The 15,650-nt window shown below is 75.5% G+C and carries 2 protein-coding genes; both read right to left on the minus strand.

Translation table 11 applies throughout. The annotated features are described in order from the left end of the window. Positions 1–81: 81 nt before the first annotated feature. The gene (locus tag AB0G50_RS33900; protein WP_360117447.1) at positions 82–6,087 is read right to left on the minus strand and encodes a thioester reductase domain-containing protein; all 6,006 of its coding nucleotides are present in this window, start codon (positions 6,085–6,087) and stop codon (positions 82–84) included. Between the two features lie 17 nt (positions 6,088–6,104). Beyond that, positions 6,105–15,638, minus strand: a complete 9,534-nt coding sequence (locus tag AB0G50_RS33905; RefSeq protein ID WP_360117449.1) for a beta-ketoacyl synthase N-terminal-like domain-containing protein — start codon at positions 15,636–15,638, stop codon at positions 6,105–6,107. Between the last annotated feature and the right edge of the window lie 12 nt (positions 15,639–15,650).

Consider the following 15,650-nt stretch of genomic DNA (forward strand, 5'->3'; position numbering starts at 1 on the left):
TTTGGTTTCTTGTTGGCCGTCTGGGGTGCGCGGGGGGGGGTTGTGGGGGGGGGGGGGCGCGCCCCCCCCCCCCACGAGGGGTCACGGCGCGGGGAAGTAGCCCGCCTCCACGAAGAAGCGCACGTGCCGGGCGAACAGCTCGGCGGTGGCAGGCGGGCAGCGGATGTCGGTGTGCGCCAACGCCTCCCGGGTTTCCGCGTCGTCGATCGGCGGGTAGAACGTGTCCGGGTTCGCGGCCATCACCTCGAACGCGTCCATCAGCGGGACCATCGCGTTGTCCGGATCGGACATCACCCGCGACCGCCAGGTGTCCCAGTCCAGTTCCGCGAGCGGGTAGCCGGCCGCGCGCAGTTCCGCGACCATGTCGGCGAACGCCAGGTCGGTGTGGCCGCACACGTGGAACGTCCGGCCGGCCGGTTCGCGGGAGACGCGCAGGATCGCGGCGCTGGCGTAGGTCACCGGCATCAGCCGGAACCGCACCGGGATGTCGCCGGGGATCGCGCCCGCCTGGATCAGGCCCTTGAGGCTCAACCACACGAAGTCCCGGGTTTGGCAGGCGCCGGTGGTCTCGTCGCCCGCGATCAGGTCGATCCGGTAGACCGAGACGGGCAGTCCGCGTTCCCGGGCCAGCTCCACCACCTGCTCGGCGACCCACTTGCTCCGGGTGTACCCGGTGGGCAGCGCGTTGCCGGGCCCGGTCGGGTCGGTCGTCCGGATCGGCACGCCGGCGGTGTCCCGGCCGACGTACACGCCCAGCGTCGACACGTAGTGCACCGGCACGGTGCGGTGCCGGGCGGCCAGCCGGAGGATTTCCTCGGTGCCCGTCACGTTGGCCGGTTTGACCACCGCGTACGGCTGCACCCAGTTCACCGCCGCCCCGGGGTGGTAGACCACGTCGACGGTGCGCGCCAGCACGTCGAAGTGCTCCGGGGTGAGACCGAGCGCCGGGCTCGCCAGGTCGCCGAGGACCACCTCGAGCCGGTCCGGGTCGACGTCGTCGGCGATCCGGTACCACTCCAGCGCGTCCCACAACCGCGCCCGCGCGGCCTCCTGGCTCTCGGCGCGCACCAGGCAGTGCACCCGCGCGGACGTGGTGCGCATGAGGTCGCGGAGCAGGTACGCGCCGAGGAAGCCGGTGGCGCCGGTCAGCAGCACCTCGGTCGGGTCGGCCACCGCGGTGACCACTTCCGCGGCCGGCCGGATGTCGTCGGCCAGCACGACCTCCGCGGCCAGGTCGAGTTCCGGCTCGCCGCCGAGCGAGCCCAGCAGGAAGTCGGCGAGCGCGGCGGGTGTCGGGTGGTCGAACACGAGCGTGACCGGAAGCCGGACGTCGACCAGCGCGCCCAGCCGGTTGCGCAGTTCCACGGCGGTGAGCGAGTCGAACCCGAGGTCGGTGAACCGCCGGTCGTCGGCGACCGCCGCCGGCGACGCCAGGCCCAGCACCGCGCCGACCTCGGCCCGGATCAGCTCGAGCACCTTCGCCCGACGGTCCACTTCGGACAGTCCGGCGAGGCCGGTGACGGCCGGGACGTCGGTGTTGCGGGCGACCGGGCGCACCGCGATCCGGGCCACGTCGCGCAGCACACCGGGCACCTGGCGGGGTTGTTCGCGCAGGGCGGGCACGTTCAGCGGGGTCGCCACGGCGTTCGCCAGGCCCAGGCGCATCGCGGCGTCCAGCAGCGCGGGTCCGTCGTCGGACTCGATCGGCGGGTAGCCGGCCCGGGCGATGCGCTGGACGTCCGCCTCGGTGAGGTCGCCCGCGAGGACCGTTTCGGCCCACAGGCCCCACGCGACGGAGGTGCCGGCCAGGCCGAGCGCCACCCGGTACTCGGCCAGCGCGTCCAGGAACGTGTTCGCGCCCGCGTAGCTGGACTGGCCCGCGCCGCCGATCGCGCCGGCCAGCGAGGAGAACAGCACGAACGCCTCGACGTCGCCGACGAGTTCGTGCAGGTTCCACGCGGCGTCGACCTTGGGTCGCAGCACGCCTTCCAGCCGCTCCGGCCGCACGCCCGAGATCAGCCCGTCGTCCAGGGTGCCCGCCGCGTGCAGCACGCCGGTGACGGGGTGCGCCGCCGGCACGGAGGCCAGCAGCGCGGCGAGCGCGGTCCGGTCGGCGATGTCGCACGCGGCGACGGTGACCGACGCGCCGAGCCCGGTCAGCTCGGCGGCCAGCGCGTCCGCGCCGGGTGCGGCCGGACCGCGCCGGCTGACCAGCAGCAGGTTCGTCACGCCGTGCGCGCGGACGAGGTGCCGGGCGAACAGGCCGCCCAGGGTGCCGGTGCCGCCGGTGATCAGCACGGTGCCGGTCGGGTTCCAGGTGAGCGGCCCGGTCGGCGCGGGCGTCCGGCGCAGCCGCGGCACGAGCACCCGGCCCGCCCTGATCGCCGCCTGCGGCTCGCCCGCCTGCACGACCGCGGCGATCAGCGCGTCGGCGCCGGGTTCGTCGTCCACCAGCACGAACCGGCCGGGGTTCTCGGTTTGCGCGGACCGGAGTTGGCCCCACACGGCGGCCGCGCCCGGATCGGTGACGCCCGCGACCGCGCCGCGCGTCACGAACACCAGCGGCCGCTCCCGGTCGCTCGCGAGCCGTTCCCGCACCAGGTCGAGCACCCGCCGGGTGGTGCGGTGCGCCGACGCCACCACGTCCTCGTCGGTGTCCACCCGGACCAGGTCGTAGCGCACCTCGCCGGTCGCCTCGGCCAGCGCGGTCGGCACCCAGAGCGGCCGGAGGAGCGCGTCGTGCACCCGGGTCGGGTCGCCGACCGGGTCGGGGTCGACGCGGACGGACCCGATCGTGGCGACCGGACGGCCGGCGCGGTCGGCCAGCCGGATCGCGTACCGGTCGGCGGCCAGGTGCCGGACCTCCGCGCGCACCGCAGTGGCGCCGGTGGCGTGCAGCTGGACGTCGCGCCACTCCACCGCGACCCCCTCCACCGCCTCCAGCACGGCGGCCAGCAGCACGGGGTGCAGGCCGAACCGGGTGGCGTCGACCCCGAGGTCCGGCACCACCTCGGCGGCGGTGTCGGCGAGGTGGAAGGGCGCGCCCGCGCCGCGCACGCTCAGCCGGCCCTCGGCGTGCAGCGCCCACACCCCGTCGTCCTTCTCCGGTCGGCTGTGCACGGTGAACGGCCGACCCGTCGCCACGTCCGGCGCGCCGACCCGCACCTGCACCTGGAGGCCGCCGGTGGTGGGCGGCACGAGGGGCGCGCGGACGGTCAGCGCGTCGACGGCCGTGCAGCCGACCTCGTCGCCGGCCCGGAAAGCCAGTTCCACCAACGCGGTCACCGCCGCCCGCCCGGTGAGCCAGGGGTGCGTACGCGCGGCCACCCGACCGCTGAACAGCACCTCGTCGCCACCGGCCACCGCGACGGCCGCGCCGAGCAGCGGGTGGGCCGCCGCGACCAGGCCGAGGCCGTCGACGTCGAGCGACTCCGCGCCGCGCTCGTGCCAGAAGCGCTCGTGCTCGAACGGGTAGGTCGGCAGCGGGACCCGCCGGGCGCCGGTGCCGGCGAACGCCTCCTCCCAGTCGACGCGGACGCCGCGGACCCACAGTTCGCCGAGCGAGGTCAGGAACCGGTCGGCGTCGCCGTCGTCGCGGCGCAGCGTGCCGGTGACCACCGGGTCGTCGCCGAGGATCTCGCGCATCGACGGCGTCAGCACGGGGTGCGGGCTGATCTCCACGAACACCCCGTAGCCCTGGCCCGCGAGCGCCTCGACGGAGCGGGCGAACTCCACGGTCCGGCGCAGGTTCGCGTACCAGTACTCGGGGTCGAGCCCGGCCGCCTGCACCCAGTCGGCGGTGACCGTGGAGAAGAACGGGATCACGCCGCCGGTCGGCCGGATCGGCGCGAACGCGGCCAGCAGCCGGTCGCGGACCGCCTCGACCTGCGCCGAGTGCGAGGCGAAGTCGGTGTCGAACCGCTTGGTCCGGGCGCCGTCCGCGCGGCACTCGGCGATCAGCTCGGCCAACGCGTCCCGCTCGCCCGCGACGAGCACCGAGTTCGGCCCGTTCTCCACCGCGATCGACAGCGCGCCCGCCCACTTCGCCAGCCGGGCCTCGACGTCGGCGCGGGGCAGCGCGATCGCGCCCATGCCGCCGGTGCCCTGGAGGTCCAGCGCGATCCGGCTGCGCAGCGCGACGACCCGGGCCGCGTCCTCCAGGGACAGCGCGCCTGCCACGTGCGCGGCGGCGACCTCGCCCTGGGAGTGCCCGATCACGGCGTCCGGCCGCACGCCGTAGGAGCGCCACAACGCGGCCAGCGACACCATCACCGCGAACAGCGCGGGTTGCACCACGTCCAGCGCGGCCAACCCCGGCGCGCCCTCCCGGCCGCGGAGCACGTCCTCCAGGGACCAGTCGACGTAGGGCTCCAACGCCTTGGCGCACAGGGCGATCTGGCCCGCGAACACCTCGGAGGTGTCGAGCAGGTCGACGGCCATCCGCTCCCACTGGCTGCCCTGGCCGGGGAACACGAACGCGATCCGACCCGGCTCGCCCGCGACGCCGACGACCTCCCGATCGCCGACGAGCACCGCGCGGTGGTGGAGCGCCGCGCGGGTGGTGGCCGCCGAGTAGGCCACGTCCAGCCGCCTTCCCTCCACTGTGGACAGTCGGGAGACCTGGTCCCGCAAGGCGTTCGGCGAGGCGGCGGAGGCGACCAGCGGCACGGCCGGCAGCGTCCGCGCCGGCAGCGCGTCGTCGGGCTCCTCGGGCGGGGCCTGCTCCAGGATCACGTGCGCGTTCGTGCCGCTCGCACCGAACGCGGACACCGCGCCGCGCCGGGGTTTCCCGGTGTCCGGCCACGGCCGCGCGGTGGTGAGCAGCTCGACCGCGCCCGAGGACCAGTCCACGAACGGCGTCGGCTCGTCCACGTGCAGGGTTTTCGGCAGCACGCCGTGCCGCAGCGCCTGGACCATCTTGACCAGCCCGCCGACACCCGAGGCGGACTGCGCGTGGCCGACGTTGGACTTCAGCGAGCCCAACCACAGCGGCCGTCCCTCGGGCCTGCCCTGGCCGTAGGTGGCGAGCAGCGCCTGCGCCTCGATCGGGTCGCCGAGCCTGGTGCCCGTGCCGTGCGCCTCGACCGCGTCGACGTCGGCCGCGGTGAGCCCGGCCGTGCGCAACGCCTCCCGGATCACCCGTTCCTGCGACGGGCCGTTGGGCGCGGTCAACCCGTTGGACGCGCCGTCCTGGTTCACCGCGCTGCCCCGCACCAGCGCCAGCACCCGGTGGCCGTGCCGGCGGGCGTCGGCCAGCTTCTCCACCACCAGCAGCCCGGCGCCCTCCGACCAGCCGATGCCGTCGGCCGCGGCGGCGAACGGCTTGCACCGGCCGTCCGGCGCGAGACCGCGTTGGCGCGAGCCGTCGATGTACCCGCCGGGGTGCGCGGCGACGTAGGACGCGCCGGCCAGCGCGAGCGTGGACTCGCCCGACCGGACCGACGCGACCGCGAGGTGCAGCGCCACGAGCGCCGAGGAGCACGCGGTGTCCACCGAGAGGGCCGGTCCCTCCAGGCCGAGGGTGTAGGCGATCCGGCCGGACGCCATCGAGCTGAGCTTGCCGGTCATCTGGTAGCCCTCGAACTCGGCGGGCGCGTCCAGGTCGAGGTAGCTCTGCTCGACCAGTCCGGCGAACACACCGGTTTTGCTGCCCTTGAGCGAACGCGGGTCGATCCCGGCGTGCTCGAGGGCTTCCCACGCGGTTTCCAGCAGCACGCGCTGCTGCGGGTCCATCGACAGCGCCTCGCGCGGTGACACGCCGAAGAACGCGGCGTCGAAGTCGGCGGCGCCGGCCAGGAAACCGCCGTCCCGGATGTAGATCCGGCCGGGTTTGGCCGGGTCCGGGTCGTACAGCTCCTCCAGGTCCCAGCCGCGGTCGGTGGGGAACGGCGTGATCGCGTCGCGCTCGTCCACCACCAGTCGCCACAGCTCGTCCGGGTCTGCCGCGCCGGGGAACCGGCACGACATGCCGACGATCGCGACCGGCTCGTCCTCGCCCGCCTCCAGTTCGGCGATCCGCTTGCGGGCCTTCCGCAGGTCCGCGGTCACCCACTTCAGGTAGTCGGCGAGCTTGTCCTCGTTGGTCATCCGGGATCTCCTGGCTGTCAGTCGGCTCGGCGACCGAATTCGGTGTCGATGAGGGCGAAGATGTCGTCCACCGAGGCCGACATCAGGTCGGGTTCGGCGGGTCGGGCCTCGGCGGTGAGCCGGGCCAGGAGGATCCGCAGCCGGGTGGCGAGTTCGGGATCGAGGTCATCGGGCGCGGCCGAGGCGACGGCGGTCTCCAGCGCGTCCAGCTCGGCGAGCGCCGGAGCCCGGTCCACCACCAGGCCGAGCACGAACCCGGTGACCGCGGCCGGTGACGGGTGGTCGAAGGCGAGCGTGGCGGGCAGCGCGAGGCCGGTCGCGCCGATCAGCCGGTTGCGCAGCTCGACCGCGGTCAACGAGTCGAAACCCAGTTCCTGGAACGGTCGGTCCGCCCCGATCGCGCCGGGCGCCTCGTGCCCGAGGACACCCGCGACCTCGGCGCGGACCAGGTCGAGCACGAGCCGGCGGCGTTCGTCGTCGTCCCGGCCGGCCAGTCGGGTCGCCAGCGACTCGACCGGCGCCGGCCGCGTCGCCGGTGCGCGCAGGACGTCCTTGAACAGCGGCGGCAGCACGCCCGCGGGTCGGCGGACGCCTGCCACCACGGCCGAGTCGGCGGTGAGGAACGGCTCGATCGGCACGTCGCCCCACACGAGCGAGGTCGCGGGCAGGCCGAGGGTGTGCCGGTGCGCCACCAGCGCCTCGCCGAACGCGGTGGTCGCGCCGTCCACCGCGTGGCCGTGCGCGGTGAGCAACCCCGCCGGGTCGGCGACCAGGACGAACGCCCGCAGGTCGCGGGTCAGCTCGTGCAGGTGCCACGCGCCGTCGACGCCCCGCCGCACGGCGCGGTCCAGCCGGGACCGGGAGAGGTCGGCGAGCACGGCCTCCTCCGCCGGGTCGACCGCGTGCACCACCACCCGGAGGTCCGGCACCCGGCCGAGCGCGTCGGCCACCGCCGCCCGGTCCGCGAGGTCGCACTCCAGGAACTCGATCCCGGCCGGGAGGTCGGGCGCGGGTCCGGAGTCCAGGACGACCACCCGGCGCAGGCCGTGCCGGGTCGCCAACCGCCGGGCGAGGTCGGCGCGGGTGACCACCACCGTCTCGTCCGGGTCGAGGTCGGCGACCTCGGGCAGTGCCGCCCGGTGCAGCCGGGGCACCAGGGTTTTCCCCTGCCGCACGGCCACTTCCGGTTCGCCCAGGCCGACGATCCCGGCGATCGGCACGTCCGGGGTGTCGGCGTCGACGAGCACGATCCGGCCGGGGGTCTCGGCCTGCGCGGCCCGGAGCAGCCCGCGCAACGCCGCGCCAGCCAGGTCGCCGCGCGCGGTCTGCACGACCACCCGACCCTCCCCGGTCAGCTCGTGGACCAGGGCCAACCCCCGTTCCAGCGCCGCGTGGGCCGAGGCCACGCCCGCCGGCGCGACGGGCCACCGGACCAGCCGCACGTCGGTGACGTCGACCGGGGTCGCGGCGGACGCCGGCACCCAGTCGACCCGCCACGCGACGTCGACGGCGGCGACCTGCTCGGGCTCGATCGGCCGCCGGGTCAGGGCGTCGACCGTGACGACCGGCGCTCCGTCCACATCGGACAGTGCGACACCGGGCCCGGATTCGGTGACCCGGACCGCGACCGCGCCGTGCGCGTGCAGCCGGACGCCCTGCCAGCGCACCGGGAACAGCTCGTCGTCGGTGCGCACGGCGGCGTCGAGCAGCGCCGGGTGCAGGCCGTACCGGGCCGCCTCGGCGAGCAGGTCGCCGGGCAGTCGGATTTCCGGGCCGACCGGCGCGTGCCGGGTCGGGACCTCGGTGTCGACCGACAGCCGGCCCTCGGCGTGCAGGGTCCACGGGTGGTCGCCGCCGTCGGGCCGGGCGTGCACGGTGACCGGGCCGTCGGCCGCGGTGACCTTGACCTGAACCCGGACCGCGCCCTGCCCCGGCAGCACGAGCGGCGCGGTGACGACGAGGTCCGCCAGCGCGGTCGCGCCGACCTCCGCGCCCGCCCGCAGCACCATCTCGACCAGGGCGGAGGCGGGCAGCACCACCGCGCCGTGCACGGTGTGCGCCTCCAGCCACGGGTGGTCCTCGACCGAGATCCGGCCGGTGAAGACCGTGCCGCCGTCACCGAGTGCCAGCGCCGGACCCAGCAGCGGGTGGCCGGTGGCGTGCGGCGCGCCCGCCGCCGGCGCCTCCAGCCAGTAGCGGCGGCCGTCGAACGGGTAGGTGGGCAGGTCGACCGGGCGCGCGCCGGAACCCGCGAGGACGGCGGCCCAGTCCACCTCGGGCAGCCGGGCCAGGGCGGACAGCGCGGTCACGGTGTCCGGCCGGTCGCGGCGCAGCGCGGGCACCGCCGGCGAGCCGTCCGGCACGAGCGCGCTCAGCACCGCGTCCGGGCCGATCTCCAGGAACACCGTGCCCTCGGGCACCGCGCGGACCGCGTCGGCGAACCGGACCGGCTCGCGGACCTGCCGCACCCAGTGGTCCGCGTCCAGCACGGGTTCGACGCGGCCGGTGAGCGTGGACACCAGCGGGATCGCGGACGGCCGGTAGGTCAACCCGGCGGCGACCTCCCGGAAGTCCGCGAGCATGCCGTCCATCCGGTGCGAGTGGAACGCGTGCGACACGGTCAGCCGGCGGTACTTGCCGCCGAGCCGTTCGGCGAGGGCCACGACGGGTTCCTCATCGCCGGACAGCACGACCGCCGTCGGGCCGTTGACCGCGGCGATCGACACGCCCTCGGTGAGCAGCGGCCGGACCTGCTCCTCGGCCGCCCGCACCGCGATCATGGCGCCACCGGGCGGGAGTTCCTGCATCAGCCCGGCCCTGGCCCGGACCAGCGCGGCGGCGTCGGCGAGGGTCAGCACGCCGGCCACGTGCGCGGCGGCGAGTTCGCCGATCGAGTGGCCGATCACGTGGTCCGGTCGCACGCCCCAGGACTCGAACAGCCGGTACAGGGCCACCTCCACCGCGAACAGCGCCGGCTGCGTCACGCCGGTCTCGTCCAACCCGACGCCGGTGTCCACCGCCTCCCGCACGCCGATCCCGGCGAGCTCGGCGCACACCGCGTCGAACGCGTCCCGGAACACCGGATACGCGCGGTGCAGCCCCATCGCCATGCCGGCGCGCTGGGAACCCTGACCGGTGAACAGGAACGCGGTCCGGCCGCCGACCCGCGCCACGCTCGGCGAGCGCAGTCCGGCGAGGAGTTCGGCGCGGTCGCGACCCACCACGACCGCGCGGTGCTCGAACGCCGTCCGGCCCGCCAGCGTCGACGCCACGTCCACGTCCGGCCGGTCCGCGACGGCGGTCAGCAGCCGTTCGGCCTGCCGGTGCACGGCTTCCGGCGTCTTGCCGGACAGCACCCACGGCACGGCGGGCAACCCGGTCCGCTCCGCCGCCGGCTCCCGGTCGCCCTCCTCCAGGATCACGTGCGCGTTGGTGCCGCTGATCCCGAACGACGACACCCCGGCGCGGCGGGTCCGGTCGGCGGGCCACTCCCGTGCACCGGTCAGCAGCTCGACCGCGCCCGACTCCCACGCCACGTGCGGCGACGCCTCGTCCGCGTGCAGGGATTTCGGCAGCACACCATGACGCATGGCCTGCACCATCTTGATCACCCCGCCGACACCCGCGGCGGCCTGGGCGTGACCGATGTTGGACTTCAACGACCCCAACCACAACGGGCTTTCCCGGTCCTGACCGTAGGTCGCGATCAACGCCTGCGCCTCGATCGGATCACCCAACGTGGTGCCGGTACCGTGCGCTTCCACAACGTCCACATCGGACGGTTCCAGTCCCGCCGTCGCCAACGCCTGCCGCATCACCCGCTCCTGCGCCGGACCGTTGGGCGCGGTCAACCCGTTCGACGCGCCGTCCTGGTTCACGGCACTCCCGCGCACCACCGCGAGCACCCGGTGACCGTTGCGCCGCGCGTCCGACAACCGTTCCACCAGCAGCAGACCGACGCCCTCCGACCAGCCCGTGCCACCGGCTCCCGCGCCGAACGACCGGCACCGGCCGTCCCGGGAAAGCCCGCCCTGCCGGGAGAACTCCACGAACGCCACCGGCGAGGACATCACCGCGACGCCGCCCGCAAGGGCCAGGTCGCACTCGCCCCGGCGCAGCGCGTCGGCCGCCAGGTGCAGTGCCACCAACGAGGACGAGCAGGCCGTGTCGACCGTCAGCGCCGGCCCCTCCAGGCCGAACGTGTAGGCGAGCCGGCCGGAGACGACGCTGGACAGGTTGCCGGACATCAGGAATCCCTCGTACTCCGGCGGCGTGGAGGGCAGTCGGGACGCGTAGTCGTGGTACATCGCGCCGGTGAACACGCCGGTGTTCGAGCCGCGCAACGCGGCCGGGTCGAGGCCCGCGTGCTCGAACGCCTCCCACGCGGTTTCCAGCAGGAGCCGCTGCTGCGGGTCGGTCGAGATCGCCTCGCGCGGCGACATCCCGAAGAACTCGGCGTCGAACAGGTCCGCGTCGTGCAGGAACCCGCCGTGCCGGGTGTACGACGTGCCCACGCGCGAAGGATCCGGGTCGTACAACGACTCCACGTCCCACCCGCGGTTCACCGGGAACTCCGAAATCGCGTCGACACCGTCCGCGACGAGCCTCCACAGGTCCTCCGGGGAGCGCACCCCGCCCGGGTACCGGCACCCCATGCCCACGATCGCGATCGGCTCGTCGGAGGCGACCGCCGTGACCGGGGTGCGGGCGGTCGTGCCGCCCTCCAGGTGGGCGGCCAGCGCGGCCGCGTTCGGGTGGTCGAAGACCAGCGTGCTCGGGAGCGCGCGACCGGTCGCGGCGTTGAGGCGGTTGCGCAGTTCCACGGCGGTCAGCGAGTCGAACCCGAGTTCGCGGAAGGCCCGGTCCGGGTCGACCGCGGCCGGGTCGTCGTGGCCGAGCACGGCGGCGACGTGCGAGCGCACCAGGTCCAGCGCGGACGACGACTCCGGCGCGCGGACCGCCCGGGGCAGCAGCCCGCGCAGCAGCGGCGACGCCTCGTCCGGCAGCACGACCGACCGGTCGACGACGGTCAGCGCGAGGGCGGGCGCGCCGGAGGAGACCGCGGTGTCGAACAGCGCCACCGCCCGGTCCGTCGGCAGCGGCCGAAGACCCAGGCGCGCCACCCTCTTCCGCTCCACGTCGCCCAGGTCGCCGGTGAGCGCGCTGTCCTGCGCCCACAGCCCCCACGCGAGCGAGGTCGCGGGCAGGCCGTTCGCCCGGCGGTGGGCGGCCAGCGCGTCGAGGTAGGTGTTGCCGGCCGCGTAGTTGGCCTGGCCCGCGGTGCCGAGCAGACCCGCGAGCGAGGAGTAGAGCACGAACGCCTCGAGGTTCTCGGTCAGCTCGTGCAGGTTCCAGGCGGCGTCGACCTTGGGCCGCAGCACGCGGTCGAGCCGTTCCGGCGTCATCGTCGCCACCACGCCGTCGTCCAGCACGCCCGCCGCGTGCACGACCGCGGTCACCAGGTGGTCGCGCAGCACACAGGCCAGCGCCGCCCGGTCGGCCGCGTCGCACGCCACCAGCGTGACCTCCGCGCCCGACGCCGTGAGGTCGGCGACGAGGGCGTCCGCACCGGGCGCGTCCGTGCCCCGCCTGCTGAGCAGCAGCAGTCGGCGCGCGCCGTGCGCCGCCACGAGGTGGCGGGCCACGATCGCGCCCAGGGTCCCGGTCGCGCCGGTGATCAGCACCGTGCCTCGGTCCCAGCGCGGTGCCGTGCCCTCGCCCCGGGACGCGCGGACCAGCCGCGGCGCCAGCATCCCGCCGTCGCGGACGACGACCTGCGGCTCACCGGTGGCGAGCGCCGCGTCCAGCAGGTCGCCCGGGCGGTCCAGGAGCACGAACCGGCCGGGGTTCTCGGTTTGCGCGGACCGCACCAGCCCCCAGACCGCCGCGTGGTGCAGGTCGGGCACGTCCTCCGCGCCGACCGCCACCGCGCCCTCGGTCACCACCACCAGGTTCGTGCCGGCGGCCAGGGCGGACCGGACCTCGGCGAGCACGTGCCGGACGTCGTGCTCGGCGCCCAGCCGCAGGACCTCCGCCTCGAACCGCTCCCGGCCGGCCTGGACCGGCACCCAGTCGACCGCGTAGAGACCGTCGGTCGAGCGGACCGCGTCGCGGGACATCTCCCGCAGCGTCACGGCGTCCGCGGTCAGCACCGGCGCGCCGGAGGCGTCGGCCACCAGCACCGACGGCGCGTCACCACCGGACAGCCGCACGCGCAGCACCGCGCCGCCCGCGCCGTGCGCCCGGACACCGGACCACGCGAAGGGCACCCGGGTCGGCCCGTCGCCGGGGAGCAACGAGTGCAGCGCCGCGTCCAGCAGCGCCGGGTGCCGGCCGACCAGGCCCGGTTCCGGCGCGGCCACCTCGGCGAAGGTCGTCGGGCCCGCCCGCCACACCCGGCGCAAGCCGCGCAACGCCGGGCCGTAGCGGAGGCCGCGCGCGGCGAACTCCTCGTAGGCGCCGGTGAGGTCGACCTCCACCGCGCCCGGTGGCGGCCACTCCCCCAGGTTCTCCGGGTGCGTGTCGGCGGCCGTCAGCCGACCGGTGGCGTGCGAGGTCCACTCACCGTCGACAGTGGACAGGATTTCCAGCGCGCGACCACCCGACGGGTCCGGTTCGCCGACCACGACCTGGAGCCCGACCCCGCCGTCGGCGGGCAGCACCAGCGGCGCGGCGATGGTCAGCTCGGCGACCACCGGGCAGTCCGCCGCCGTGCCCGCGACGAGCGCCAGGTCCAGCAGTCCGGTGCCGGGGAACACCACCGCGTCGTGGACGACGTGGTCGAGCAGCCACGGTTGTCCGGTGGTGGACAGCCGTCCGGTGAGCAGCAGACCGCCGTCCGCCCGGCGGATCGCGGCGCCGAGCACCGGGTGCCCGGTGGGGTCGAGACCGAGACCGGCCGGGCCCGTCGTCGCGGCGACGGGCTCCAGCCAGTGCCGGGTCGACTGGAACGGGTAGGTCGGCAGGTCGGCCTTGCCGATGCCCGCGAGCAGGGTCGACCAGTCGACGGGGACGCCGCGGGTGTGCGCGTGGCCCAGGGCGGTCAGCACGGTGGTCGGCTCGTCGCGGCCGGCCCGGAGCACCGGGACCGCGTCGTCCACCAGGGCCGACAGCACGCCGTCCGGCCCGAGCTCCAGCAGCGTCGTGACGCCCTCGGCGACCAAGGTCCTCGCGGCGTCGGCGAAGCGCACCGGGTGGCGGACCTGGTCCGCCCAGTACCGGGCCGTGCGGAGGTCGTCGCCGACCGCGATCCGGCCGGTCACCGTGGACACCACGGGGATGGCCGGCGCGTGGTAGGTCAACCCGGCCGCGATCCGCTCGAACTCGGCCAGCATCGGATCCATCGCGGCCGAGTGGAAGGCGTGGGACACGGTGAGCCGCCGGGTTTTCCGGCCCCGCTCGGCCAACCGCCCGGCGGCGGCGAGCACGGCGGTCTCCTCGCCCGACAGCACCGCGGAGTCCGGCCCGTTGACCGCGGCGAGCGCAACGCCGTCGACCAGCAGCGCGCGCACCTCGTCCTCGGTCGCCCGCACGGCCACCATCGCGCCACCGGCGGGCAGGGCGGCCATCAACCGGGCCCGTGCGGCGACCAGCGCCGCCGCGTCGGCCGCCGACAGCACGCCCGCGACGTGGGCCGCGGCCAGTTCGCCGATCGAGTGGCCGGCGACGAAGTCCGGTCGCACGCCCCAGGACTCGAGCAGCCGGAACAGCGCCACCTCGACCGCGTAGAGCGCGGGTTGGGTCCACCCGGTGGAGTCCAGGTCCTCGCCGGAGGTGATCACCGCGCGCAGCGGGCCGCCCAGCAGCGGGTCGAGGTCGGCGCAGACCGCGTCGAACGCCGCGCGGAACGCCGGGTAGGCCTCGTACAGGCCCATGCCCATGCCACGCCGTTGCGCGCCCTGGCCGGTGAACAGGAACCCGGTTCGGCCCGCGCGCCGCGCGCCGGTGAGCGGCAGGTCGCGCAACCCGGCCAGCAACTCGGCGCGGTCCCGGCCGACCACGACGGCCCGGTGCTCCAGCGCGGCCCGGCCCAGCGCGAGGGTGTGCGCGACCGCCGCCGGTTCTTCCTCCACAGTGGACAGTCGGTCGGCCAGCTCGCGCAGCGCGGCCGGCGACCTCGCGGACAGCACCCAGGGCACCGCCGGCAGCCGGACCGGGTCGGCGACCGGCACGGGCGGCGGCTCCTCGATGATCACGTGCGCGTTCGTGCCGCCGAACCCGAAGGACGACACCCCGGCCCGGCGCGGCTCGTCGGCACGCGGCCAGGGCCTGGCCTCGGTGAGCAGCGCGACCCCGCCGTCGGCCCACTCGACGTGCCCGGTCGGCTCGTCCACGTGCAGCGTCCTGGGCAGCACGCCGTGCCGCATCGCCTCGACCACCTTGATCACACCGCCGACGCCGGCCGCCGCCTGGGCGTGGCCGATGTTGGACTTCAGCGAGCCCAACCACAGCGGCTCGGCGCGACCGCGGCCGTAGACCGCCTGGAGCGCCTGGGCCTCGATCGGGTCGCCGAGCACCGTGCCGGTGCCGTGCGCCTCCACCGCGTCGACGTCCGCGCCGGTCAACCCGGCCACCGCGAGCGCCCGGCGGATCACCCGCTCCTGCGACTGCCGGTTGGGCGCGGTGAGGCCGTTCGACGCGCCGTCCTGGTTGACCGCCGACCCGCGCAGCACGGCCAGCACCTCGTGCCCGTTGCGCGTCGCGTCGGACAGCCGTTCGACCAGCAGCAGTCCCACGCCCTCGGCCCAGGCCGTGCCGTCCGCGCCCGCCGCGAACGGTTTGCACCGGCCGTCGGGCGCGAGTCCGCGCTGCCGCGAGAACTCCAGGAACGGCACCGGGGTCGACATCACCGCGACACCGCCCGCCAGCGCCAGGTCGCACTCGCCGCGCCGCAACGCGTCCGCCGCCAGGTGCAGTGCCACCAACGACGACGAGCACGCGGTGTCGACCGTGACGGCCGGACCCTCGAGGCCGAACGTGTAGGCCAGCCGGCCGCAGGCGATGCTGCCCGCGCTGCCGCTGAACAGGTAGCCCTCGTAGTCCTCCGGCGGGAGGTGCGGGCGCGAGCCGTAGTCGTGGTACATCAAGCCGGTGAAGACGCCGGTGTTCGAACCCCGGGTCGACGTGGGGTCGATGCCGGCGCGTTCGAACGCCTCCCACGCGGTGTGCAGGAGCAGGCGCTGCTGCGGGTCGGCGGCGGTGGCCTCGCGCGGTGACATGCCGAAGAAGTCCGCGTCGAACAGGTCGGCGTCGTGCAGGAAGCCGCCGTGCCGGGTGGTGGACCTGCCGACGGCGGCCGGGTCGGGGTCGTAGAGCCCGTCGAGGTCCCAGCCGCGGTTGACGGGGAACCCGGTGATCGCGTCGACGCCGTCGGACACCAGCCGCCACAGGTCCTCCGGCGACCGCACGCCGCCCGGGTACCGGCACGCCATGCCGATGATCGCGATCGGCTCGTTCCGCCGGTCCTCGACCTCGCGCAGCCGCGCGCGGGCGTCGCGGGCGTCCGCGATCGCGCGCTTGAGGTAGTCGCGGAGTTTGTCTTCGTCAGCCACTTCGCTCAGCTC

Origin of the sequence: Actinosynnema sp. NPDC020468, from assembly GCF_040642015.1 — a bacterium.
GTDB lineage: Bacteria > Actinomycetota > Actinomycetes > Mycobacteriales > Pseudonocardiaceae > Actinosynnema.